This window comes from Amycolatopsis sp. NPDC043885 (assembly GCF_056435685.1).
The window spans coordinates 125,555-148,836 of the sequence record NZ_JBWKEA010000003.1 but is presented as its reverse complement, the minus strand read 5'-3'; the positions used below and the strand labels follow the sequence as shown (position 1 = coordinate 148,836).

Below are 23,282 nucleotides of genomic sequence, written 5' to 3'. Positions count from 1 at the left end.
GAGGGGCGTCGGGTGACCGAGTTGCGGGATCTGCTGGCCGACGTCGCCTCCCGTGTCACCCGTTACCGCGAAAACGTCGCCGACGCTCCGGTCTTCCCCGATGACACGACGGGTGTCCGGGAGAAGCTCGGTGACCTGCCCGAGAAACCCGCCGCGCCCGCCGACGTGATCCGGCGGCTGGCGGACGCCGTCGAACCGGCCCTGGTGGCGAACACCGGCCCGAGGTACTTCGGTTTCGTCACCGGTGGGGCGTTGGACGCCGCGACGGCGGCCGACATGCTGGCGACCGGTTGGGATCAGCCCGCGTTCAACAAGATCACCTCGCCCGCCGCCGCGATCGTCGAGGAGGTGGCGGGCGAATGGCTCAAGGACGTCCTCGCCCTGCCGTCCGGTGCCTCGTTCGGTTTCGTGACCGGTGGGCAGGGCGCGAACACGGTCGGCCTCGCCGCCGCCCGGCATCACGTCCTCGCGCGGGCCGGGTGGGATGTCGAGCGCCGCGGGTTGCACGGGGCGCCACCGTTGCCGGTCGTCGCCAGTGAGGAGCGGCACGCGACGATCGACCGGTCCCTCCGCTTGCTCGGCCTGGGCACCGACGCCGTCCGGCCGGTCCGCGCGGACGGCCAGGGCGCCATCGACATCGCCGATCTCGAGCGGCAGCTCGACGGACCCGCAATCGTTTGCCTCCAGGCCGGGAACGTGAACACCGGCGCGTTCGACGACTTCGCCGCCGCGACGGAGATCGCCCACCGTCACGGAGCGTGGGTGCATGTCGACGGCGCTTTCGGGCTCTGGGCGGCCGCCGCCCCCGCGCTCAAACGGCTGACCGCGGGGCTGGAAAAGGCCGATTCCTGGGCGGTCGACGGGCACAAGTGGCTCAACGTCCCCTACGACTGCGGGTATGCCTTCTGTGCCCATCCCGAGTCGCACCGGGCCGCGATGGCGCTCACCGCCGCGTACCTGACCGGCCAGGGAGAGGGCGGGGTGAGGGCGCCGAGCGACTTCGTGCCCGAGTCCTCCCGCCGGGCACGAGGGTTCGCGACATGGGCGGCGCTCAGCGAACTCGGCCGCACGGGGATCGCCGAGATGATCGAACGGTGCTGCGCGCTGGCCAGGCGGTTCGCCGAGAAACTCGAAGCGTGCGAAGGCGTCGCCGTCGTGAACGACGTGGTGCTGAATCAGGTGCTGGTCAGCTTCGGCGACGATACGGACAGGGTCGTCGAGGCCCTTCAGCGTTCCGGCGAGTGCTGGATGGGCGCGACCACCTGGCACGGCATGCGCCTGATGCGCGTCTCCGTGTCCAACTGGAGCACGACCGAAGCGGACGTCGATCGCAGTGTCGCCGCGATCCGGGCGGCGATGAAGAGCGATCAGGAATCGAGAAGCGTCGCGAACCGGTCTCACCTAGCGTGACCGTCATGGACATCGCCATTCACGGGAGCTTCCTCCCGCAGACCGACCCCGAAGCCGCTCTGGCCTTCTACCGCGACACCCTCGGCTTCGAGGTGCGCAACGACGTCGGCTACGACGGCATGCGCTGGATCACCGTCGGCCCGCCGGGGCAGCCGGTGTCGATCGTGCTGCACCCGCCCGCCGTCGACCCGGGTATCACCGAGGACGAACGCCGCGTCATCGGCGAGATGATGGCCAAGGGCACCTACGCGAGCATCCTGTTCTCCTCCGACGACCTCGACGGTCTCTTCAAACACCTGCGGGAGTCGGGCGCCGAGGTCATCCAGGAGCCCACCGACCAGCCGTACGGCCTGCGTGACGGCGCCGTCCGCGACCCGTCGGGGAACCTGATCCGTATCCAGCAGCGCGTCTGAACTCACCGGGTGCGAGCGCGGACGTGGACTCGTTCGCCCTGTTCGCCGAAGAGGCTCAGCACCTCGACTCGCCCGCGGCCAGTGGCGCCGAACCAGTGCGGCGTCCGGCAGTCGAACTCGGCGGCCTCGCCGGCGCCGAGCACGACGTCCTGGTCGCCGAGCACGAGCCGGAGCCTGCCCCGCAGCACGTAGAGCCACTCGCGTCCGCCGTGCGATCGCGGGCGGGGTTCGTCGTCGCTCGCAGGGATCGTCATCTTGTAGGCGCGGGGCCCGTCCTCGTGCCGGGTGAGCGGGATGAGGACCCGGCCGTCCGCGGGCGGTTCGAGCACTCTCGGTGAGGAGACGATCTCGTCGACGCGCAGGCCCAGCGCGGCGATGACCGGCAGCAGCAGTTCGAGGCTCGGTTTGCGCTGCCCGGATTCGAGGCGAGACAGGGTGCTGGTGGAGATGCCGGTGGCGCGGCTGAGTTCCACCAGCGTGGTGCCCTTCTTCTCCCGGGCGCGGCGCAGGCGGGGCGCGATCTGTTCGATCGCCGCGGTGACGGTGGGTTGGCTCTCCATGTCGCCAGCACAGCAGGTCGTCCCGGTTCCGGCAAAGTTCTTTGCCGAAACAGCCAGAAGCTTCCGATGCTGGCGGCATGATCGAGACGAAACGCCTTCCCGCCGGGGTCTACCTCCTCGCTTTCAGCCTGTTCGCGATGGGGAGCGCCGAGTTCCTGATGGCCGGGGTCCTGCCCGCGGCCGCCGCCGATCTCGGCGTCTCCCTGTCGTCCGCGGGTGCCCTCATCACCGCGTTCGCCCTCGGGGTCGTCCTCGGCGGCCCGCCGTTCGCCGTGCTGAGCCTGAAGTGGCCACGGCGCGCGGCCTTGATGACGACGCAGGCCGTCTTCGCCGCCGCCATCGCGGTCGGCCTGCTCGCCGGCGACTACTGGATCCTCCTGATCACCAGGTTCATCGCCGGTCTCGCCTACGCCGGTTTCTTCGCCGTCGCCGCCGTGACCGCGATCAGCCTGGTGACACCCGACCGCAACGCCCGCGCTTCGGGTGTCGTCGTCGCCGGGCTCAGCGTCGCCATGGTGGCCGGGGGGCCGGCAGGCACCCTGCTGAGCAACTTCACCGATTGGACCGGCGGCTTTTGGGGCGTCGTCGCGCTCACCGCCCTGGGCGTGGTCGCCTGTGCCGTCGGCCTGCCGGCCACCACCTCCGCCGCCCCGAGCCTTTCGGGTGAACTGCGCGCCATGCGGACACCGCGCCTCTGGGGCGTCTACGCGATCACCATCCTGAGCACGGCCGCGTACATGGTGTCCTTCAACTACTTGGCGGCGATGCTCGCGGACGTCCTGCCCGCGGTCTGGATCCCCGCGGTCCTCGCGCTGTTCGGGATCGGCGCCTTCGCCGGCCTGTCGCTCGGCGGCCGGATCTCGGACCGCCGGCCACACCAGGCGCTGCTGGGCGGCGGCGCCGGCATCGCGGTCTTTTCGGCGCTGCTCGCGCTGTTCGCCACTTCCGCCTGGGTGGTCGTGCCGACGGTGTTCCTGCTGGGTGTCGCGGCCTTCGTGCTCAATCCGGCGCTCTACGGCCGGGTCTTCACGATCGCCGCCTCCGCCCCGACCCTCGCCGGCGCGACCACGGTCTCGGCCTTCCAACTGGGCATCAGCCTCACCCCGGCCTTCGCCGCCGGGGCAGTGAACCTGGGAGCTTCACTGACCGCGATCCCGTGGATCGGCGCGGCGCTGGCGCTGGCCACGATCCCGCTGGTGCTCTTCGACCGCTCGCGTGACCGCATGCTCACTTGCTAGCATGCGAGCATGTCCCAGGTCGCCAAGCGGCAATTCAACGTCTATCTGCCGAACGACCTCATCAAGCGGGTGAAGCACGCGTCCGTCGACGCCGACGAGTCGCTCTCGTCGTTCGTCGAACGGGTGCTGGAGGAGTACCTGCGGCGGACCAGTGAGGAACGTGAGCGATGAAAGTCATGCCGATCCGCTACAGCGCGGACGTCGAGGCGATGACACGGTTCTACGAGACGATCGGCCTCCGCGTCGGGCCGGTGTCACGGCCCGGAGGCTGGGTCGAGATGCCCGCCGCGGGCGGGATGCTGGCCATCCACCGGTCCTCCGGCGACGACGTGGGCCGGTGTGAGCTGGCCTTCGAGGTCGAAGAACCGTTGGAGGACGTCGCGGAACGCCTGCGAGCGGCCGGATTCGAGCCGGGACCGCCGATGGACGAAGGCTTCGGTCACTCGTTGCGCGTCCAGGACCCGGACGGGGTGTGGGTGCAGCTCAACCTGTACGACCGCGACCTCTACACGTGACCGAGACCCGGCGCGCGGGTCCGCTGTTCCTCGCGGTGGGCATCGTCGCGCTCGAGTTCGCGGCGGCCGTCACCGGTTTCGTCGCTTCCAGCCTGCTGCCGATCGTCGCCGCCGATCTCGGCGCGAGGAACGACCTCGGGCTCCTGATCGCCGGCTCGACACTGGGGTTGTTCGTCGCGCTTCCCTTGGCGAGCCGGGTTCTCGGCAGGCTGGGCCCGCGCGGCACGCTCGCCGCCGGGATGGCCGCCTACCTCGGCGGGCTGCTCCTGGCCGCGACGGCACGGACGGCGTGGATGTTCGCCCTCGGCCAGTTCTCCGCCGGGCTCGCCGGCGGGCTGTTGGCGATTTTCGGTATCAGCTCGGCGATCCGGCATCTCGACGACCGGTTGCGGATCCGTGTGGTCGCGGCGTCCTCGGCGATGTGGATCGTGCCCGCGCTGGTCGGCCCGGCCGCGACCCTCGGCCTGGAACATCTCGTCGGCTGGCGGTGGACCCTGTTGCTCCCGGTGCCGTTCGTCCTTTTCGGGCGGTTGCTGGTCGTGCGCGCCGCCCGCGGCGAACCGTCCACAGAGGACGGACGGCGACCGCTCGCGAAGACGCTGACCGTACCGCTGGGTGCGGCACTCGTCGTGTTCAGCGCGGGCTCCTGGCCGCTCGCGCTCGCCGGGGCGGCGATCACCGTCGCCGGGGTGATCGCGATCCTGCCGCCGGGCACCGCGCGGCTCCGGCCGGGAACCCCAGCCGCGCTCGGCGCGATGGTGCTGTTCGCCATCGGTTATTTCGGCGCGGACAGCCTGATCACCGTGCTCCTGACGAGCGGGTTCCGGGTGAGCCTCGGGCAGGCGGCGATCGTCCTGAGCGCCGCCCCGCTCGGCTGGGCGGTGACCAGCCTGGTGGCCGCCCGGTTCACCTCGGCCCGCTTTCCCGTCGTGGGCTTGGGCCTGACCGCCCTCGGCACCGCCGTCCTGACCTTCGGCGGTTCGTTCGTCACGGCGCTCGCCGCCTGGACCGTCGCCGGAATCGGCGTCGGACTCGCCTATCCGGGTCTGTACATCCGAGCCACCACCGCGGGTTCGAGCGGTTTCACCGCCGCGGAACTGGCGACCGCCGTCATCACCGCGGAATGCGTCGGGCAGCTGCTGGGCCGGGCCGTCGGTGGCGCCTTGAGCTCCTCCGGCACCGGTTTGCTCGCCTCGTACACGCTTTTCGCGGTCGCCCTGGCGGCCGCCACCTACGCCGCGGCGCGCCGGGAATGAATCAGCCGGCCCGAAGACGGCGCCACGGCTCGACCATCGACCGCCTGCCCATCAGCGTGCCCAGCGCGTGCGACAGTTCCTGAAGATCCTCGGTCACCAGCCCCTGCGGCCCGTCGCAGAGCGCCTCCTCCGGATGTGGGTGCACGTCCACGAGGCCGCCGGAATGCGACGGGTCGGTCATCACCGGCAGATGCGAAAGACGCTGGACCACCGGCGTCGACACCGGCGGCTGCCCGCAATCGTTGGCCTCCAGGAATGGCCGCGACGCGGCCCCGATTCTTCTCCCGTCGTGCTCTCCCTTTTCTCTTGAGCAGTCGAGGAGATGCCTCGCGTGCGAGGCGGCCGAGAATCAGGGCATTGCCTGACGGCGACCCGGGGAGGACGAACGTTTCCGCATTCGCAAGTAGCTTTCCGCCTGAAGGCCCCAAAGATCGGGGGAGAGACGTGGTCGAGAATATGTCCGGCGATTCCGCGGCCATCCTGGCGGAAATCTCGCGGATAGCCCCGCCGGGGCCGGGCCTTGACGAGGCGGTGCTGCCCAGGCTGCGAGAGCTGTCCGCGGCTCTCGTCGCCGCGTCCGGTGAAAGTGCGGCCGAGTTCCGGCGCTACCTGTCGGTGGCCGAGCGAAGTATCGAGGTGCCGGACGACGGCGTGCGGGAGTACCTCGCCGGGCGCACGGTCCTGGTCACCGGAGCGTCCGGATGCATCGGAACGGCGTTGCTCCGGCGGCTCGCGCGAGACCGGCCCGGCCGCCTTGTCGCCTTGGACCTGGTCGCGCCGAGGGCTCCGGTCGCCGCGTACCACCAGGTGGACGTGCGGGACCGGGACGCGCTGGTGAACACGGTCACCGAGATCAAGCCGGACGTGGTGTTCCACGCGGCCGCGCAGCGCGACCCGAGCCTTGCCGAGCGTGCCGTGCACCGAACGGTGACGACGAACGTGTTCGGTACGCGCAACCTGGTCGAGGCGTGCGCGCAGGCCGGGATCGACCGGCTCGTCCTCGCCTCGACCGGCAAGGCGCTGCGGCCCTACACGCCCGACGTGTACGCGGCCAGCAAGCGGGTCGCCGAGCTGATCGTGGCGGACGCCGCGACTCGGGGTGTGCTCCGGGCGTCCGCCGCCAGATTCACCCACGTGGTGGACAACGCCATCGTGCTGGATCGCTTCCGGAGCTGGTGCCGTCGCGGCGAGGTGGTTCGGCTGCACTCCGTTGACAGCATGTTCTACGCCCAGTCGGCCCGGGAGTCCGCCCAGCTCATGCTGGTCGCCGCGGTCACCTCCGCGGAGGACGGCCTCGGGCTGCACGCGATCCGGAACCTGGGCTGGCCGGTCGCGCTGCTGGACGTGGCGCTCGGGGCGATGGTCGAGCAGGGCGTGGCTCCGCTGCGCATCTCCGGCTACGACCCCGGCTACGAGGAGCAGGCCTTCCCCGGCTTGTACGACCCGACGTTCGCCGGCGACCTGAGCCCGTTGATCAACTCTTTCGAGGCGCCCGGAGCCCGGGCCAGCGCCTCGCCGGACGTCGACCTCGTGGTCAACAAGGTCACCCTGCCGGAGGATGCGCGCCGTCGCCTGGACGAACTGGACGCGTTGTGTGAGACGGAGCGCGACGCCGAGGTCGTGCGGGCCGGCTTCGATCTGCTGTCCCGGACACTGCTCGAGGTCACGCTGGCGAGCGTGCCGCAGGACGTCCTGCGGCGGGTGGTCGACCTGGCCAGACCGCATGTGCACCGGATGAACGAAACCAACATGTTCATTCACCACCGGGTCCGCATGCGCGCGGGCCAGGTCACCCGGCCGTCGTCCGCGCCGGTGGGGATTCGGAACGAAGCCGCGTCGTAGTGACCGGGATCCCTGGAACAGAACTGCGCCGTTCTCCTGCGACGAGGTCGCCGCTGTACCACCGACGGCTGGTGCTGTTGTGCGTCAGCCAGGCGGTGGGGTCGATCGGGCTGGCGGCCGGGGCCGTCGCCGGACCTTTGCTGGCCGAGACCGTCACCGGCTCGGCCGCCTATGGACCGCTTCCCTTGGGCCTGTTGGTGATCGGTGCCGCGTTGTCCGCACCGGTGGTCACCGGCGCGATGCGGTGGGTCGGCCGGGCCAGGGGCCTGGCCGCCTGTCATGTGGTTGCCGCCGCCGGGGCCGCCGTCGTCGTGCTGGCCGGCGCGCGGCACCTGGCTCCGCTGCTGTCAGGCAGCTTGCTGCTTGGAGTCGGCAACACCGGGGTGATGCTCGGCCGGTACGCGGCGGCGGATCTGGCCACCCCGGAACGCCGGGCCGAGGCGATGGGTGTGGCCATGGCCGCGGTGACCGTTGGCGCCGTGGCCGGTCCGGCGCTGCTCGGCCCGGCCGGTGTGCTGGCCGCCCAGCTGGGCTTGCCCGCTGCGCTCGGGCTGTTCGTGCTGGCGCTGGTGCTGTTCCCAGTGACCGGGGCGATCGGGCTGCTGGCCGACCGCGGTGCCGAGGACCGGTCACCGGCCGCTCGGGCGCGCACGGTGACCGCGGCGAGCCGCGCGCGGCTCGCCCCGTTGCTGGTGCTCGCGGTCACCAACCTGACGATGGTGTCGGTGATGGGGGCGATGCCCAATCACCTGCGGCACCACGACTGGGACCTGTACGGGGCCGGCCTGGTCATCGGGACGCACGTTGCCGCCATGTTCGGCCCCTCGCCGCTGACCGGGCGGTTGATCAGGCAATTCGGTTACCGCAGGGTGTCGTTGTCCGGCGCGGTGCTGATGGTGGCCGCGATGGTGGTCGGTGTCTGCTGGACCGGCGAGGGAGATGTGGTCCTGCTCCTGCTCCTCGGGCTGGGGTGGAATCTGCAGTTGCTCGGCGGCACCGCATGGCTGATCGACGTCACGCCGGATGGGCTGCGGCACCGGGCGGAGGGGCTGGGCGAGGTGGTGATGGGCATGGCGGCCGCGACCGGCACACTGCTCGTCGCCGGTCCGCTGCTCGCCATCGGCGATCTTCCCATGCTGTGCCTCGCCTTCGTGGCGCTCAACGTCGCGGCCACCGCGGCGTTCGCAAGGGGTGGGCGTCGATGAGCCGGGCCGTGCTGTTCGACTTTTCCGGCACCCTGTTCGACGACACGTCAGTGCTCACCGGAGCCCGGCTGGCCGCCCGCTGTGCCAGGCGGGACGTCCGGCTGACCATGGCCGCCGCGAACGCGTTCCTCGCCGCCATGCAGTCCACTGTGGACTCTCCGGCCGGACGGTCGGCCTTGCGCGGTGCGGACGGCGACTCCGGTACCCACCGCGCGCGGTGGACCGCCCTCGCGGAGTCGGTGCCAGGGGCCGGACCGGCGATCGCCGCGGCGTACTACGACTGTGTCACCGACGTGCGCGCCTGGCTGCCATACCCCGACACGGCCGCCACGCTCGGCGCGCTGAGGAGGGCGGGGGTTCCGGTCGCGGTGGTCAGCAACACCGGCTGGGACATCAGCGGTTCGTTCAGCGAGGCAGGCCTCGCCGGGCTGGTGGACGCCTTCGTTCTCTCCTGCGACCTCGGCCTCGAGAAGCCGGATCCGCGGCTCTTCGAGACCGCCTGCCAGAAGCTGGGTGTCCAGCCTGCCGACGCGCTCATGGTCGGCGATGATCCGGTCCGTGACGGTGGGGCCGCAGCGGCCGGTGTCCCGGTCTACCTGCTGCCTCGGGACCGTGCGGGCGACCGGTCCCGAGGCCTGTCCGCTGTGCTGAGGCTGGTCGGAGTGGAAGGAGTCGCATGACCATGACACCTGGGCGGGCGCCGCTGGTCGTCGCCTCGAATCGGGGCCCGGTCGAGCTGCGCGTGGACGAAGACGGCCGGGTGGTGGAGAACCGCGGCGGCGGCGGGCTGATCGGTGTGCTCGGACCGGCGTTGGCCAGCCGGAACGGAACCTGGGTCGCCGCGGCGCTCACCGAGGAGGACCGGCGCGCGGCCCGAACGCGGGAAAGCGGGACGGTTGTCGAGCTGCCGGAAGGTGCGGTCCGGCTGCGGTCGCTTGACCTGGACCGACAGGACTACGACGGCTACTACCGCGACATTTCCAACGGGTTGTTGTGGTTCCTGCACCACCAGATGCTCGATCCGGCCCGTGAGCCGGTGATAGACGCGGGGCTGCGCGAAAGCTGGCGGGCCTTCCGTCGGATCAACGCGCGGTTCGCGAGCGCGTGCGCGAGCGAAGTCGCACCGTCCGGCCGGGTCCTGCTCCAGGACTACCACCTGTCGCTGGCCCCGCGGCAGCTCCGCACCGCGCGGCCGGATGTCGGAATCGCCCACTTCACCATGATCCCGTGGGCCGATCCGGCCACCTTCCGCGCGCTGCCGCCGGACCTGGCCACCGAGCTGCTCGACGGCATGCTCGGAGCCGACCTGCTCGCCTTCCTCGTGCCCCGCTGGGCGGAAGCGTTCGTCGCGACCTGCGAGGCCGCCGGCTACCCGGTGGATCGCGGCCGCGCCACGGTCACCGACCGCGACGGCAGGCTGGTCGGGATCTGTTGCCTTCCGGTCGGTGTCGATCCCGACCGGCTACGCCAGGCCTCCGCGGGCGCACCCGCGGAGGCGCACCGCCGAGAGCTGCGGCGGCTGGTCGGCGACCGCCGGCTGGTCGTGCGCGTCGACCGGATGGAACCCTCGAAGAACCTGCTCCGTGGGCTGGACGGGTTCGCTGAACTCATCGGCAGGGACCCGTTCCGGCGCGAACGAGTGGTGCACTACGTCCTCGCCTACTCCTCGCGCCAGGGCGTTCCGGCCTACCAGGCCTATGACCGCGAGGTCCGCCGTCGCGTCCAGCTGATCAACGAGCGGTTCGGAACGCCGGATTGGCAACCCGTGGTGCTGGAGACCCGCAACGACTTCGAGCGTGGCCTAGCCGCGCTTACGCTGGCTGACGTCCTGGTGGTCAACGCGGTCCGGGACGGCATGAACCTCGTGGCCAAGGAGGGCCCGGTGGTCAGCCGCCGTGATCTCGCGCTCGTGCTGTCCACCGAGGTGGGCGCGGCCGACGAACTCGGCGATGCCGCGATCATGGTGCACCCCTTCGACGTCAGCGCACTGGCCGACGGCATCGCGGCGGGGCTGGACATGCCGCGGGCCGAGCGGTCGGAGCGGCTGACCCGGCTGCGCAAGGCGGCGGGCGCGCTGCCGCCCCGGCAGTGGTTGGCCCAGGCCGTGCACGAACTCGACCAGCGGTTGGCCCGCACCGAAGATCCGCGGACCGATCAGGAATCGGAAAGCACCGGAAACCGGCCTCACCTCGCGTGACCGTCATGGACATCAGCATTCACGGGAGCTTTCTCCCGCAGAACGACCCTGAAGCCGCGTTGACGTATAGCGGGATGCGCTGGCGCACCATCGGCGCAGCTGACCGGGACCGTGGCCCCTTAGAGCCTGTTGGCGGAGCTGCGCCGTGCCTCGCGAAAGGGACATAACGCGTGAACCCGCCCCGGCCGAAGGCCCGCTATCGCGGTGGCAGGGCGCCCTTGTCGTCAACGTGCGAGGTTTGACCAGGTCGCGCCCTGCCGACGCGATAGCGGACGCGGGTTCACCAACAGACACTTACACTGCGTGGCATGACGATCTACCGGATGGATCACGCCGGCATTGTGGTCGAGGATCTCGCGGCCGCTATCGCGTTCTTCGTCGAACTCGGCCTGGAACTGGAGGGCGAGTCGGTGGTCGAGGGTAAATGGGTGGACCAGATCCTCGGGCTTGACGACGTCCGAGCGGACATCGCCTTCGTGCGGACCCCGGACGGCCACAGCCGGGTCGAACTGTCGGCCTTTCGCACGCCGGTGGCCACCGGTGCCGGGCCGAGGATGCAGCCGAACACCCCGGGCATCTCTCGCCTCACGTTCGCCGTCGACGCCATCGACGACCTCCTCGGCCGCCTGCGCGCCCACGGCGCCGAACTCGTTGGCGAGGTGGCGCAGTACGAGGACTACTGCCGGTTCTGCTACATCCGCGGCCCCGGAGGCATCATCATCGGGCTGGTCGAGGAGCTCTGAACAACACGCCGAGTGCCGGCGTCACCGGATGCAGGCCGCGATGGCGGCCTGCAAGTCCGCGACGCTGCCTGTCGAGGAGAAGCTGCCGACCGCGGAGATGACCGCGACCGTCTCGGCAGGTGTGCATGCCGAGCCGTGCGCACACGACGGGACAAGCCTCAGCCGCTTGAAGTCCGCGATCGCCGCCCGCTGGTATGCCGGATAGTCGGCGGGGCGTGCGTCACCGCGAGCGGGAATGGACCCCTTCCTGGTGTTGAAGGCCAGCTGACCCTCGAGGCTGGCCACGGTCTTCAGCCAGTCGTTCGCTCCCGCCGCGTTGGGGGCGTTCTCGGGCTGGACGAATGCGTCGCCGAGCCACTGGAAGGTCCCGTCGGCACCCGGGAACGGCTGGTACGAATAATCCGTGAACCCGTTGCGCTCCAACTCGCCGACGACCCAGTCGCCCATGAACAGGTAGCCGGCTCTGCCGCTGCTCAACAGCTTCGCCGCCTCGGTCCAGTGCAAGTCGTCGCGGTCCGGGTTCGAGTACGACAGCAGCCTCTTGTAGTCGTCAAGCACCCCGGTGACGTCACCTTTGGACCAGTCGGCCTTCGCGGTCCACAGCGCCTCGAACCGTTCGGGTCCGAGTTCGGCGAGCAGAAGCCCCTCGAGAAGTTCAAGCTGGGTCCAATTCGCGCCGAGCGCGAGCGGGTGATCGACGCCGGAGGCGCGGAGCACGTCCAGGTGGTGGATGAACTCGTCGAGGGTCGTGGGCTGGTCAGTGAGTCCAGCCTTTGCCAGCACCTCCAGGTTGCTCCACAGCAACAAGCGGTGGATACCCGCGGGCACACAGTAGATGCTCCCGTTCACGGTGATGGCGTCAAGCAGACCCTTTGGCAGGACATCGATCAGACCCCACTGCGCGAACTGGTCGTTGAGATCCGCGAGTTGTCCGGCGTCGATGTAGTCCATCAGTTCCCCGCCGGGATGCACTTGGAAACTGTCCGGCGGGTCGTTTTCCCGCAACCGGGACCGGAGTGCCGCTACCGGGTCCGCCTGCCCACCTCTGGCGAGGACAGGATTGACGAATTCCCGTTCGGGACACCGTTGGGCGAACACCCCTGCGAGGGAGTCGACCGCGGCCTTCTCGATGGCCCTCTCGGGATCGTCGTCGGTCGCCCATGCGAAGACCTCGACTCTGTGGTCCTCCCGGTTCGCTGGCTCGATACTCATGCCGCGCTACGTTCCTCGCTCGCGTCAAGAGACTTCAGATCGGCGCTGCGCGGCTGAACCGGCGCCTTGGGCTCGCCCGGCTTGCGGCCGAACCGGCGCATCATGGGTGTCTCCACGAACCGGAACAGGAGCCATCCACCGAGCAGGGTCATGGCGAACATGCCGAGCGAGAGCAGCAGGGCGCCCGCCAGGTCGTACTTCGGACCGCCCGTCACGGCCCGGAAGTAGAAGACCGTCACAGCCTGGCACATGTAGAAACCGAAGGAGATCTTCCCGAGGAAGACCATGCGCTTGCCGCGGACAAGGGTTCGCGTTCCCCGCAGGTCCGCGTTGGCGAAGGCGGCCACCACGATACCGATCGGGGCGAGGGTGATCAGGTTGAGTGCCAACTGCACCGGTACGAACAAGGTGGCGGCGTAGCCGACCGCCATGATCAGTGTCGCGACCAGCGGGCCGAGCCGGGCCGGCCACTGTCCCGTGATGACGATGCGAGCAAGGAACATGCCGAGCAGGAACTCGAAGATGCGCCCGACCGGGAAGAGATAGGCGAGCCAGTACTGCGTGTCGGACATGGGCACCCCGGAACCGGCGGCCGGGCCGGGGATGAAGGTGGAGACGGCCAGCTGGTACAACCCGAGGCCGACGACCATCGCCGCCGCCCCGATCCACAACCCGCGTGAGGACAGCCGGAAGAGCGGCTTCACGAGGAAGGGGAAGGACAGGTAGAAGAGCAGCTCGGCGCACAGCGACCAGGCCGGCACGTTCATGGACTGGCTGATCGTGTAGGTCGGGAACCACGACTGCACCAGGAAGAGGTTGGGCAGCCACACCTGCCAGCTGACGACGCCGCCGGCGAACAACAGCATCACCGCCGCCCACATGACCAGGTGGTTGGGGAAGACCTTCACCAGCCTGCGGCGGATGAACGCTCGCGCCGACGTACCGGGCTTTGCCGACCAGGTGATCACGAATCCACTGAGTACGAAGAAAAAGGAGAGTCCGATGTAGCCGCTGTAGCCGAAGAACCAGTAAATCGACTCCGCGAGGGCGGTGTCGGCGAACGGGCTGATCGCCGGCCAGCTGAAATCGAGCGGGTTGACCAGAACGGTGATGTGGAAGAGGAACGTCATAAGGGCGGCGACAAAACGTATCCCTGTCAACGAGTCCAGCGTCTTCGACGGCTGTGTTGTCGCACTACCGGAGCCGGGGCTGACTGGCACAAGCCTCGCCATGTCGCCGTTGCTGTCACTCACGACCTACTCCTTCGCGCTGGTCGGCTGATTCTCTGGTGGAACCGTACGGTTCCACGATCCGGATGGACGTCTCCGTGCTTGCGGCCATCGGGGTGGTGGTGCGGGAGTCGTTGGCGGGCAAGGATTCGCGGATCCGGGTGTGGGCGCAGCGGGTGCGTGAGGTCAAGCGAATGCGCTGATCCCCTTCACCTGCGGTACCGCCTCGCTCAGGCCGCCCGGTCCGCGGGGGCGGTCGTCCGCACGACGCCGGCCAGGGCGCGCAGCACCGTCTCCTTGTGCTGCCGGAAATAGAAGTGATCGCCGGGGAAACAGCGAACGCCGATCTCACCGGTCACGTGTCGTTGCCATGCGCACAGCGCATCGGCGCCGATCGCGTCTTCGCTGCCGCCGAACACGGTCAGCGGCACGGGCAACGGGGTGTCGGCGCGCCATTCGTAGGTTTCCAGGATCTGGTAGTCGGCCCGAAGGTATCGGGCGACCCTGGTCTTCCGCTCGGGATCGGCCAGAATCTCGCTGGACAGGCCGCCGTGTCGCCTGCCCACCTCGTTGAGGAGGTCGTCTTCGGGCAGGTGGTGGATGGACGGCTCGGTGCGCGGTATCGAGGGTGCCGGGAAGCCGGAGACGATCAGGTGGTCCGGCAGCCTGCGCCCGGCGCGGCGCAGTTCCCTGGTGACTTCGTAGGCCACCAGTGCGCCAAAGCTGTGTCCGAACATCGCGTACGGCGCGCCGGCAGGCATGATGCCGACCACCTCGGCGACCAGTTCGTCCATTCGCGTCAGTACGGGTTCGGAAAGGCGGGAACCGCGACCGGGCAGTTCGACGGCGCTGATCTCGACGTCGGGAAGAAGGCGTGACCAACGGACGAATTCCGCCGCGGCACCTCCGCCGTGCGGGAAACAGAACAGCCGTGGCCGGCCGGGCCGCGCTGGGCCCCGGATGAGCCATCGGCCGGTCGTGCGCGCGTTCATCATCGTTGGCCTCCTGCCCACTCGGCGGTCACAAGACGAGCTCGCGTCGCCGGTCGGTGCGTCCCGCGGATCGACGACGTCGACGGTGAACCGGGTGACATGTCCTTGCCGGCCAGCATGGTCGGTGGTGAGACACCGGACGCCTTCCGGCGTGCTCTGTGCTGAGCATGGCGTGAGGAAGGCTGCCGGCGGGCCGATACCGCATGTGACGAGACGTGCTCGCTGTCGCGTCTGCGGGATAGTCGGCTCCGTCCACGTGAGCCGATGCCGGGTGTCCTCGAGCGACGCGCCCGCGGACGGACGTGATCCCACGACATCGGGAGTGATCTGCGTGACTCAGGAATCGATCGAGGTGCGCGGGGGCGCGCGCCCGGCGCTGACGAGCCTCCGGTTCTTCGGCGCCTTGCTGGTTTTCATCACCCACGCCGCGTACCTGGCGCCGTTCGCGAGCGTTGCCCTCGCGGGCGGCTTCATCTTCATCGGCATCAATGCCGGGCACTTCGGTGTGTCGTTGTTCTTCGTGCTCAGCGGTTTCGTTCTCACTTGGTCGACCGGGGCGGGGGTCCGGTGGCGCGACTTCTACCGCCGACGCTTCATGAGGATCATCCCGAGCCACCTCGTGGTGTTCGTCCCGGCGCTCGTCGTGACGTTGCTGGTCGCGGGGATCGGGCTCTTCCCGCTCCTGTTCAATTACCTGTTCCTGCTGCAGGCTTGGGTCTGGGACTTCGGTTTCGCGTCGCAATCCCCCAACCCCCCGACGTGGACGCTGGGGGTCGAGATCTTCTTCTACGCCCTGTTCCCGCTGTTCTACATGCTGGTGCGGCGGATCCGGCACAACCGAGTGTGGCACTGGTGGGTGGCCACCGGGCTGCTCGTCCTCGCCATCACGATCGTGGTCGGCGCGATCCTCCCGAGCGGCCCGCCCAGCCCCGCCTTCCCCAGCGGCACCTGGCTGCAGCACAAGGCGCTCCTGTTCTTTCCCGTCACCCGGTTGCCCGACTTCGTGATCGGCATGCTCACCGCGCGCCTGGTGCAGGAGGGTCGGTTCTTGAAGATCGGTGTCGGGTGGGCGATGGCCTTCACCACGGTTGTCTACGTCGCCACGCTTTTCCTGCCGCCCATCTACGGGTACTCGGGAATGTGGGCCTTCCCGGCGGCGCTGCTGATCGGCGCGGCGGCCACGCGCGACCCGCGCCGGCCGGGGTTGCTGGAGAGCCGCCCCGCCCTTTGGGCAGGCGAGACCACCTACGCGTTCTACCTGGTGCACCTGCCGTTGCTGTTGTTCGCGCTCTACGTGGCCGGGAACGGGTCACTGGCCGGCGCGAAGATGGGCACGGTGCCGGGGATCCTCTTCCTGCTTGGCATGTTCGTCGTCTCGCTGCTCGTGGCCCGGCTGTTGTTCGTCACCGTCGAGCGGCCCGCGATGCGGCGCTGGGGGCGCTCGCGGCGCACCGGCCCCGGCCTGCGGCCCGTCACGGTGGGCGGCGAGGACACCGTGCGGTCCGACGACGGCGAGCCCGAACGCCCTGGGCGTGCCGCGGCCTGACAGACCGCTGCCCGGCGGGCGAAGAGGCCCGCCGGGCAGCGGTACCGGCACCGTGACATGGCGACACCGAGCCACCTCGATCCGTTCTCCGGCCCGGAGGCGGCAGTTCCGGGGCCGCAGTTCAGGAGACGAGCGAGAGCGGTAGCGGGCCGGACAATGGACAGGCTCCGATCCGGCGGTCCGGATCGGAGCCGTCAGCCCACATCGACCATCGCGAGATTCCGCGTCGGCACTCCTAGCACGGGGGTCTATACCCATGCATGTCGCCATTGTCGTCCAACCAGCTCATGGTCACGTCAACCCGATGCTTCCGCTGGTCCCGGAGTTACTTTCTCGTGGCCACCGCGTCACTTACGCGACGGGCCCGGAGTGCGTACCCGCGGTCACGGCCGCCGGTGCGAAGGTCATCACCATCCCGGCCCGGGTGCCCCCCATGTACTGGCCGGAGGGGGCGAACGACGAACGTGTCGACGGGATGCTGAGCGCGCTGTCCACTGGCGTCGGGGAGAGCCTTCCGATCCTTTTGCGCGAGTTCACGCAGGACCCGCCCGATGTGCTGTGCTACGACCTGACCACCGAGGTCGGGCGGATCCTGGCGAAGATTCTCGACGTGCCGTCGGCGGCGTTGGTGCCCCATTTCGCGTTCAACGAGGACCTCGGGATGCGTGACGCCATCGCGATCGAGGAGGATTGGAGTTCGCAGGACCCTGGGTGGCCGTGGCACCGCTACCTCGCGGCGATGGAGGAGATCGCGGCGAGGTATGGCGTGACGTGGAAGGACGACGCCCTCGACGGAACCGCGCCCGCTGATCTGAATCTTGTGCTGATTCCCAAGGATTTCCAGTACAAGGCCGAGACGTTCGATGAGCGGTTCCAGTTCATCGGGCCGCTGGACAACAGCCGTGTGCAGATCGGGAAGTGGGCGCCGAGGAACCCCGATGCGGAATTGTTGTTCATTTCGTTCGGCACGCTGTTCAACAACAATCCTCAATTCTACCGCACTTGTTTCGAAGCGTTCGGTGATCTCGATTGGGAGATTGCGATGGCCGCGCACAAGCTGGATGTCGCCGAACTCGGTCCCATTCCATCGAACTTCGAGGTGCGTCCGCATTTCCCGCAGCTCGACGTCTTGCGAAATGCCTCGGCGGTCGTGTCGCACACGGGGATCAAGACTCTTATGGATGCCACGACATGCGGCGTCCCGATGGTGATCGTGCCACCGGTGCCGATGTGCAAGCTGATCGCGCGGCGTGCCGAGGCTGTGGGCCTGGCCCGATGCCTCGACCCCGTCACCCTGGACGCCGAGACGCTGCGGAACGCCGTCGAACAGATCCCGCACGACGAGGAGATCCGTCTCGGCGTCAAGCGATACCAGCAGCTCATCGCCGACTGCGGTGGGGCGAAGGCGGGGGCGGACGCACTCGAGGCGTACCGAGGCTGAACCGCGCTGCCAGCTGGCTACCTGCCCGACCGGGAGGACGTTCATGAGCGACCGCAAGGAAAAACTATTAGACGACGTGGCCAAATACCACGCCGATGTCAGCACGTCCCGACCGTTCGTTCCGGGGCATACCGAGATCTGGCCCGCGGGCGCGGTGCTGGATGCCGCCGACCGCACCGCGCTGGTCGAGGCGGCTCTCGACCTGCGGATCGCGCATGGGCGCTCGGCGCGGGAGTTCGAGTCGGCGTTCGCGCGCCGCATCGGGGTCCGCAAGGCGCTGCTGACCAACTCGGGGTCTTCGGCCAACCTGCTGGGGATCACGGCCCTTACCTCGCCGTTGCTCGGAAAGCGTCGCCTGCGGCCGGGGGACGAGGTCATCACCGTCGCCGCCGGCTTCCCGACCACGGTGAACCCAGTGGTGCAGAACGGCTTGGTTCCGGTGTTCGTCGACGTCGACCTGGAGACTTACAACGCGACGGTGGAACAGGTGGCGGCGGCCATCGGCCCGCGGACGCGGGGGATCGCGCTGGCACATACGCTGGGCAACCCCTTCCCGGCCGCCGAGATCGCGTCGCTGGCCCGTGAGCACGACCTGTTCCTGCTCGAGGACAACTGCGACGCCGTCGGCTCGCTCTATGACGGCAGGCCGACGGGGACTTTCGGCGACCTCGCGACTACGAGCTTCTACCCCGCGCACCATCTCACGATGGGCGAGGGTGGCTGTGTGCTGACGTCCAGGCCCCTGCTCGCCAAGATCGTAGAGTCGCTGCGGGACTGGGGCCGTGACTGCTGGTGCGCGCCGGGCGCGAGCGACACCTGCTGCAAGCGATTCGTGCAGCAGAAGGGCACGTTGCCCGCCGGCTATGACCACAAGTACGTCTACTCCCACGTCGGTTTCAACCTCAAGTCCACCGATATCCAGGCCTCGCTCGGTCTCTCCCAGCTCGACAAGCTCGACTGGTTCACCTCGGTCCGACGGGAGAATTGGGCCCGGTTGCGGGCGGCGTTGGAGGGAACGCCCTACCTGCTGCTGCCCTCGGCGACCCCGGGCAGCACCCCGAGTTGGTTCGGCTTCGTGCTCACCCTCACCGCGGACGCCCCCTTCGGCAGGCCGGAGCTGATCCGGTTCCTCGAGGAACGCAAGATCGGCACCCGTCACCTGTTCGCGGGCAACCTCACCCGGCACCCCGCCTACCAGGATGTGCACTATCGCGTCGTCGGGGAGCTCACCAACAGTGACATCATCACCGAGCGCTCCTTCTGGGTCGGGGTCTACCCAGGGCTGACCGCCGAGATGATCGACTACATCGCCGCGTCGATCCGATCCTTCGCCGAGAACAGGGGCCGAGACGTTGCCTGACGTCCCCGTTCCCTCCGGCTGGTCCGCAACCTCGAAGTGGTGCGCGGGCTCGGCGCTGGAACACCATGAGTTCTGAACAAGGACAGCTCGATCCAGCGCTGGCCGGAGCATCGGGGTCTGCGCCTGGGGCCTCTGAAGCAGGATGACTGGCCGGAAACGATCACTTACCGCTCGAGATCTTTCATCGAAGCCATTCGTATTAGGAGAACACTCGTGACGACAACCGGACCGCTTCCGTCCTGCTTGACCCCTGCCGAGCTCGAAGCACTTGACCGGCGCCACCTGATTCGCTCGATGCACCGCGGCGACATCGCCGACCGCGTCATCATCGTGCGTGGCAAGGGCTGCACGGTCTGGGACTCCGAAGGCAACGAACTGCTCGACGCGGCAGGTGGCGGCGTGTGGCACTCGCCGATCGGTCACGGCCGCGAAGACCTCGCCGAGGTCGCCGCGAAGCAGATGACCGAGCTGGAGTTCTTCACCAGCCTGCTCGAGTTCTCCAACGACAAGGCCATCATGCTCGCCGCGCGCCTCGCCGAGCTCGCCCCCGAGGGGATCAACCGGGTCGCGTTCTCCAGCGGTGGCTCCGAAGCCGTCGAGACGGCGATCAAGTCCGCGCGCCTGTTCCACTTCCGCAGTGGCCGTCCCGAAAAGACGTGGATCCTTTCGCGACAGTACGCGTTCCACGGCGCGACCTACGGTGCGGGCACCGCGACCGGCTTTCCCCCGATGCAGTACGGCGTCGGGCCGAACCTGCCGAACTTCGAGCACCTCTCGCCCGCCACGACGTACCGCGGCCAGTTCCTGTATGGCGGCGAGAACGCGACTGACTTCCTTGTGCGCGAACTGGAGCAGACGATCGAGCGCATCGGCGCCGACAACATCTCCGCCTTCATCGGTGAACCCATCATGGCGGGCGGCGGTGTGCTCGCGCCGCCGGAGGGCTACTGGCCGCGCGTGCGCGAAGTCCTTTCCAAGAACGGGATCCTGCTGATCGCCGACGAGGTCGTGACCGCGTTCGGCCGCACCGGCGCCTGGTTCGAGTCGGACCGGCTCGGGATGAAGCCGGACATGATCACCGCGGCGAAGGGAATCGCCGGCGGGTACGCCCCGCTCGGCGCGACCCTGATGACCGACGAGATCGCTGACGTCGTGATCGGCGAGAGCGGCTTCTTCCACGGCTACACGTTCCAGGGTCACCCGGTCGCCTGCGCGCTGGGCCTGGCGACGCTGGAAATCATCGAGAAGGAGGGCCTGATCCTCAAGGCCGGCCTGATCGCGGACTGGCTGAAGGCCGGGCTGGCGCCGGTGAAGGACGTGCCGCTGGTCGGCGACCTCCGTGTCGAAGGTTCGCTCGCCTGCCTCGAACTCATCGCCGACCCGCAGACCACGCAGCCGGTCGAGTGGCAAGTCTGCGAGAAGGCGGCGTTCGAAATCCGCAAGCAGCACGGCGTGATCGCGCGGCCCTACGGTCACAACCTCGTGCTCGCCCCGCCGCTCGTCATCAGCCAGGAGGAGACGGCCCGTGCGACGGCAGCGGTCGTCGACGTGGTGTCGCGGCTGTCCGCGGACGGCACCCTCGCACCCCGCCAGTAGCCCACTGTCCTTCGGCTGCCTGAATCAGGAGAACGAAGAATGTATGACTATGTGATCGTCGGCGCGGGCTCGGCGGGCAGTGCGCTCGCGGCCCGGCTGAGCGAGGACCCCGACGTCAAGGTGTGCGTGGTCGAGGCGGGCGGCCAGGACACGGTCGAGAACATCCACATCCCGGCGATGTTCGGCGACCTGTTCCGGACCAAGGTCGACTGGGACTACGACTCGGCGGAGGAGCCCGAACTGGGCAACCGCCGGATCTTCCTGCCGCGCGGCAAGGTGCTCGGCGGGACCAGTTCGATCAACGCGATGCTTTACATTCGAGGCCACAAGAGTGACTACGACGGCTGGAACCAGCCGGGCTGGAGTTACGACGAGCTCCTGCCGTACTTCAAGCGGTCCGAGGACAACGAGCGCGGCGCGTCCGAGTTCCACGGCGCCGGCGGCCCGATGAGCGTCTCGGATGGCCGGTCGAACAATCCGATGTCGAAGGCGCTCGTCGAGGCCGCGATCGAGGCAGGCCATCCGTTCAACGACGACTTCAACGCCGGTGACCTGGACGGCTTCGGCTATTTCCAGTTGACCCAGCGGAACGGCAGGCGCTGGAGCACCGCGCAGGGCTACCTGCACCCCTCCTCGGATCGGCCGAACCTGACGGTGAAGACCAACGTCGAGGTGCACAAGGTCCTGATCGAGAACGGCCGTGCCGTCGGCATCGTCGGGGAGCGCTTCGACGAGCCGGTGACCATCCGCGCCGAGCGGGAGGTCATTCTCAGCGCCGGCGCGTACAACTCGCCGAAGCTGCTGATGCTGTCGGGGATCGGCCCGGCCGACGAGCTGAGCATGCTCGGCCTCGACGTCATCCTCGACCAGCCGCACGTCGGGCAGAACCTGCAGGACCACGCGTTCGTGCCGATGATCTTCTCGCACTCGCAGCCGGTCAGCCTGCTGATCGCGCACACGCCGGAGGCGCATCGGCAGTTCGAGGAGGATGGCGTCGGACCACTGACGTCGAACGGCCCGGAGTGCGGCGGTTTCGTCCGGACGCGTCCCGGTCTCGACGCCCCCGATGTGGTGTTCTTCGCCGGTCCGCTGATGTTTCCCGACAGCGGCTTGAGCATGCCCACCGCACACGCGATCACGTACGGCCCGATCATGCTCACCCCGCGCAGCCGCGGCCACGTCTCGCTGATCGCGGCCGACCCGACCACCAAGCCGAAGATCGAGCACAACTACTACGCCGACCCCGATGACCTGCAGACCGCGGTCGACGGTGTCAAGATCGGCATGGAGATCGCAAGGCAGGCACCGATGGCGCCGTACACGGAGACGTACTACCAGGCGCCCGAGTCGGACTCCGACGCCGACGTGCGCGCCTTCGTCCGCCGTCGGACGCACGCGATCTTCCACGCGTCCGGGACGTGCGCGCTCGGCACGGTCGTCGACGAGCAACTGCGTGTCAAGGGGATCGACGGCCTGCGGGTCGCCGACGTCTCGATCATGCCGAAGGTCGGGCGTGGTGCCCCGAACGCCACGGCGATCATGATCGGTGAGCGCGCGGCCGACATCATCGCGGGCGCGGTCAGCCGAGCGAAGGCGGCGTAAGCCCGGGCGGGCCGTGAGTGGCGATTCGGTTATTTCATGGAATACGAATCGCCACTCACGGCCCTCCTTGCGTGGCTGCGAAGACCGCACGACAGGAGATGCGCTCGGTGATCGCCAGGCCTGACAATGCCGGATTGCCGCCGCTGAACCGGTTTCCCGGTATCGCGAGAAATCGGATTCAATCCCGATTTGTAGGAGAAATGAGCGCTGCTATAGTCGGAGCTATGCGAAAACTCATAGTTCAGCAGTGGGTTACCGTCGACAACATCGCCGCCGAAGAAGACGGCGGTCTGAGCTTCGTGGCAGGCGAACCGTTCGACGACAACACCCAAAGTGCCTTCAAGGACAGCGTGATGGGTTTCATCGACTCGGTCGACACGATGATCCTCGGCGCTAACACCTACAACCAGACCAAGGGGTACTGGCCCTACGCCGAGGAGCAGGGAAAGTACGGCGAGAAACTCAACAACCTCACCAAGTTCGTCGCTTCGTCGAAGCTGGATGACGCCCCATGGGGCGACTTTTCCGCCGCGACCGTGACGCGCGACCCGGCCGCCACCATCCGGGAGCTCAAGGGGCAGAGCGGCAAGGACATCTGGCTGTGGGGGAGCTTGACACTCATGCGCTCCTTGCTGGACGACGGCCTTGTCGACGAAGTCCAGATGCGGGTCTGCCCAGCGTCACGCGGTAAGGGAACGCGCGTTTTCGAGGATCGGCAAGACCTGGAGCTGCTCGAGGGCACCTCGTTCGAAAACGGCGTGGTACTCCTGCGTTACGGGATCAAGAAATAAGCGAAGAGTCCGCACTTTCGAATAAATCGGACGCCGGGCGATACCGCTCGTTTCGGTATCGTCGGCGTCCGCTCTTCCGTCGCCGTTCACCGGTCACCAACGTATAGCTCCGGCTGCTCCGTCGCGGCGCCGAG

23 protein-coding genes are annotated in these 23,282 nt (G+C 68.6%); 18 read left to right on the top strand and 5 right to left on the bottom strand.

The genetic code is table 11. The annotated features are described in order from the left end of the window. The first annotated feature begins 12 nt into the window (after nt 1-12). A complete protein-coding gene (locus AC069I_RS13570; protein WP_478265537.1) occupies nt 13-1,410 on the top strand; it encodes a pyridoxal phosphate-dependent decarboxylase family protein in 1,398 nt (465 codons plus the stop codon). A gap of 5 nt (nt 1,411-1,415) precedes the next feature. Next, a complete protein-coding gene (locus AC069I_RS13565; protein WP_478225427.1) occupies nt 1,416-1,823 on the top strand; it encodes a VOC family protein in 408 nt (135 codons plus the stop codon). 2 nt (nt 1,824-1,825) lie between these two features. Here the strand turns inward: AC069I_RS13565 and AC069I_RS13560 are convergent, their stop codons facing one another. Continuing rightward, entirely contained in the window at nt 1,826-2,383 is a 558-nt protein-coding gene (locus tag AC069I_RS13560) for a helix-turn-helix domain-containing protein (RefSeq protein ID WP_478225428.1), read from the bottom strand. A gap of 77 nt (nt 2,384-2,460) precedes the next feature. On the opposite strand from AC069I_RS13560, the gene AC069I_RS13555 reads away from it, so the two are divergent. The 4 genes from AC069I_RS13555 to AC069I_RS13540 are packed head-to-tail and all read left to right on the top strand — an operon-like array spanning nt 2,461 to nt 5,392. Next, complete coding sequence (locus AC069I_RS13555) at nt 2,461-3,621, top strand: MFS transporter (protein ID WP_478225429.1); 1,161 nt, start codon at nt 2,461-2,463, stop codon at nt 3,619-3,621. Between the two features lie 9 nt (nt 3,622-3,630). Then, nucleotides 3,631-3,792 carry a CopG family transcriptional regulator gene (locus AC069I_RS13550; RefSeq protein WP_340686929.1) on the top strand — a complete coding sequence of 54 codons (162 nt, stop codon included), beginning with the start codon at nt 3,631-3,633 and terminating at the stop codon, nt 3,790-3,792. Next, a complete protein-coding gene (locus AC069I_RS13545) occupies nt 3,789-4,136 on the top strand; it encodes a VOC family protein (protein ID WP_478225430.1) in 348 nt (115 codons plus the stop codon). Before AC069I_RS13550 ends, AC069I_RS13545 begins: the two co-directional genes overlap by 4 nt. Continuing rightward, nucleotides 4,133-5,392 (top strand): MFS transporter, encoded by a 1,260-nt coding sequence (locus tag AC069I_RS13540; RefSeq protein ID WP_478265536.1) that lies wholly within the window; start codon nt 4,133-4,135, stop codon nt 5,390-5,392. Before AC069I_RS13545 ends, AC069I_RS13540 begins: the two co-directional genes overlap by 4 nt. A gap of 1 nt (nt 5,393) precedes the next feature. Here the strand turns inward: AC069I_RS13540 and AC069I_RS13535 are convergent, their stop codons facing one another. Further along, on the bottom strand, nt 5,394-5,615 hold the full coding sequence (locus AC069I_RS13535; protein WP_478225432.1) for a hypothetical protein: 222 nt from the start codon (nt 5,613-5,615) through the stop codon (nt 5,394-5,396). A gap of 221 nt (nt 5,616-5,836) precedes the next feature. Between AC069I_RS13535 and AC069I_RS13530 the strand changes: the two genes are divergently transcribed. The 5 genes from AC069I_RS13530 to AC069I_RS13510 all read left to right on the top strand — a co-directional run bounded on the left by AC069I_RS13530 (nt 5,837) and on the right by AC069I_RS13510 (nt 11,379). Continuing rightward, nucleotides 5,837-7,234 carry a polysaccharide biosynthesis protein gene (locus AC069I_RS13530; RefSeq protein WP_478225433.1) on the top strand — a complete coding sequence of 466 codons (1,398 nt, stop codon included), beginning with the start codon at nt 5,837-5,839 and terminating at the stop codon, nt 7,232-7,234. Next, a complete protein-coding gene (locus tag AC069I_RS13525; RefSeq protein ID WP_478265535.1) occupies nt 7,234-8,439 on the top strand; it encodes an MFS transporter in 1,206 nt (401 codons plus the stop codon). The genes AC069I_RS13530 and AC069I_RS13525 overlap by 1 nt, the downstream gene beginning before the upstream one ends. Next, complete coding sequence (locus AC069I_RS13520) at nt 8,436-9,119, top strand: HAD family hydrolase (protein WP_478265534.1); 684 nt, start codon at nt 8,436-8,438, stop codon at nt 9,117-9,119. The genes AC069I_RS13525 and AC069I_RS13520 overlap by 4 nt, the downstream gene beginning before the upstream one ends. Next, nucleotides 9,116-10,636, top strand: a complete 1,521-nt coding sequence (locus AC069I_RS13515) for an alpha,alpha-trehalose-phosphate synthase (UDP-forming) (RefSeq protein WP_478265533.1) — start codon at nt 9,116-9,118, stop codon at nt 10,634-10,636. Before AC069I_RS13520 ends, AC069I_RS13515 begins: the two co-directional genes overlap by 4 nt. A gap of 308 nt (nt 10,637-10,944) precedes the next feature. Then, a complete protein-coding gene (locus AC069I_RS13510; RefSeq protein WP_340686936.1) occupies nt 10,945-11,379 on the top strand; it encodes a VOC family protein in 435 nt (144 codons plus the stop codon). Between the two features lie 21 nt (nt 11,380-11,400). On the opposite strand, the gene AC069I_RS13505 is transcribed toward AC069I_RS13510, so the two are convergent. Together AC069I_RS13505 and AC069I_RS13500 are read right to left on the bottom strand one after the other, a co-directional pair. Beyond that, nucleotides 11,401-12,591 (bottom strand): ABC transporter substrate-binding protein, encoded by a 1,191-nt coding sequence (locus AC069I_RS13505; protein WP_478225437.1) that lies wholly within the window; start codon nt 12,589-12,591, stop codon nt 11,401-11,403. Beyond that, nucleotides 12,588-13,823, bottom strand: coding sequence for an acyltransferase family protein (locus AC069I_RS13500; protein ID WP_478265666.1), 1,236 nt, complete (start codon nt 13,821-13,823; stop codon nt 12,588-12,590). Before AC069I_RS13500 ends, AC069I_RS13505 begins: the two co-directional genes overlap by 4 nt. A 56-nt stretch (nt 13,824-13,879) precedes the next feature. Between AC069I_RS13500 and AC069I_RS13495 the strand changes: the two genes are divergently transcribed. After that, the gene (locus AC069I_RS13495) at nt 13,880-14,023 is read left to right on the top strand and encodes a hypothetical protein (RefSeq protein WP_478265532.1); all 144 of its coding nucleotides are present in this window, start codon (nt 13,880-13,882) and stop codon (nt 14,021-14,023) included. A gap of 27 nt (nt 14,024-14,050) precedes the next feature. On the opposite strand, the gene AC069I_RS13490 is transcribed toward AC069I_RS13495, so the two are convergent. Continuing rightward, the gene (locus tag AC069I_RS13490; protein ID WP_478265531.1) at nt 14,051-14,815 is read right to left on the bottom strand and encodes a thioesterase II family protein; all 765 of its coding nucleotides are present in this window, start codon (nt 14,813-14,815) and stop codon (nt 14,051-14,053) included. A gap of 328 nt (nt 14,816-15,143) precedes the next feature. Between AC069I_RS13490 and AC069I_RS13485 the strand changes: the two genes are divergently transcribed. From AC069I_RS13485 to AC069I_RS13460, 6 genes are all read left to right on the top strand, one after another. Further along, nucleotides 15,144-16,358 carry an acyltransferase family protein gene (locus tag AC069I_RS13485; RefSeq protein ID WP_340686940.1) on the top strand — a complete coding sequence of 405 codons (1,215 nt, stop codon included), beginning with the start codon at nt 15,144-15,146 and terminating at the stop codon, nt 16,356-16,358. A 256-nt stretch (nt 16,359-16,614) separates the two neighbouring features. Then, entirely contained in the window at nt 16,615-17,799 is a 1,185-nt protein-coding gene (locus AC069I_RS13480; RefSeq protein ID WP_478265530.1) for a macrolide family glycosyltransferase, read from the top strand. A 43-nt stretch (nt 17,800-17,842) separates the two neighbouring features. After that, nucleotides 17,843-19,159: a lipopolysaccharide biosynthesis protein RfbH gene (gene rfbH / locus AC069I_RS13475; protein WP_478225442.1), complete on the top strand. Its 1,317-nt coding sequence runs from the start codon at nt 17,843-17,845 to the stop codon at nt 19,157-19,159. Nucleotides 19,160-19,372: 213 nt separating this feature from the next. After that, nucleotides 19,373-20,755 (top strand): aminotransferase family protein, encoded by a 1,383-nt coding sequence (locus tag AC069I_RS13470; RefSeq protein ID WP_478225443.1) that lies wholly within the window; start codon nt 19,373-19,375, stop codon nt 20,753-20,755. A 39-nt stretch (nt 20,756-20,794) separates the two neighbouring features. Beyond that, nucleotides 20,795-22,357 (top strand): GMC family oxidoreductase, encoded by a 1,563-nt coding sequence (locus AC069I_RS13465; protein WP_478265529.1) that lies wholly within the window; start codon nt 20,795-20,797, stop codon nt 22,355-22,357. Between the two features lie 71 nt (nt 22,358-22,428). Further along, nucleotides 22,429-23,148, top strand: coding sequence for a dihydrofolate reductase family protein (locus AC069I_RS13460; RefSeq protein ID WP_478225445.1), 720 nt, complete (start codon nt 22,429-22,431; stop codon nt 23,146-23,148). The last annotated feature ends 134 nt before the right edge of the window (nt 23,149-23,282 follow it).

What these genes read in the sequence shown, in the direction of transcription:
- AC069I_RS13560 (WP_478225428.1), bottom strand. Translation starts at nt 2,383, where the DNA reads ATGGAGAGCCAACCCACCGTCACCGCGGCGATCGAACAGATCGCGCCC.
- AC069I_RS13510 (WP_340686936.1), top strand. Translation starts at nt 10,945, where the DNA reads ATGACGATCTACCGGATGGATCACGCCGGCATTGTGGTCGAGGATCTC.
- AC069I_RS13545 (WP_478225430.1), top strand. Translation starts at nt 3,789, where the DNA reads ATGAAAGTCATGCCGATCCGCTACAGCGCGGACGTCGAGGCGATGACA.
- AC069I_RS13555 (WP_478225429.1), top strand. Translation starts at nt 2,461, where the DNA reads ATGATCGAGACGAAACGCCTTCCCGCCGGGGTCTACCTCCTCGCTTTC.
- AC069I_RS13565 (WP_478225427.1), top strand. Translation starts at nt 1,416, where the DNA reads ATGGACATCGCCATTCACGGGAGCTTCCTCCCGCAGACCGACCCCGAA.
- AC069I_RS13550 (WP_340686929.1), top strand. Translation starts at nt 3,631, where the DNA reads ATGTCCCAGGTCGCCAAGCGGCAATTCAACGTCTATCTGCCGAACGAC.
- AC069I_RS13490 (WP_478265531.1), bottom strand. Translation starts at nt 14,815, where the DNA reads ATGATGAACGCGCGCACGACCGGCCGATGGCTCATCCGGGGCCCAGCG.
- AC069I_RS13515 (WP_478265533.1), top strand. Translation starts at nt 9,116, where the DNA reads ATGACCATGACACCTGGGCGGGCGCCGCTGGTCGTCGCCTCGAATCGG.
- AC069I_RS13465 (WP_478265529.1), top strand. Translation starts at nt 20,795, where the DNA reads ATGTATGACTATGTGATCGTCGGCGCGGGCTCGGCGGGCAGTGCGCTC.
- AC069I_RS13520 (WP_478265534.1), top strand. Translation starts at nt 8,436, where the DNA reads ATGAGCCGGGCCGTGCTGTTCGACTTTTCCGGCACCCTGTTCGACGAC.
- AC069I_RS13500 (WP_478265666.1), bottom strand. Translation starts at nt 13,823, where the DNA reads ATGGCGAGGCTTGTGCCAGTCAGCCCCGGCTCCGGTAGTGCGACAACA.
- AC069I_RS13505 (WP_478225437.1), bottom strand. Translation starts at nt 12,591, where the DNA reads ATGAGTATCGAGCCAGCGAACCGGGAGGACCACAGAGTCGAGGTCTTC.
- rfbH (WP_478225442.1), top strand. Translation starts at nt 17,843, where the DNA reads ATGAGCGACCGCAAGGAAAAACTATTAGACGACGTGGCCAAATACCAC.
- AC069I_RS13480 (WP_478265530.1), top strand. Translation starts at nt 16,615, where the DNA reads ATGCATGTCGCCATTGTCGTCCAACCAGCTCATGGTCACGTCAACCCG.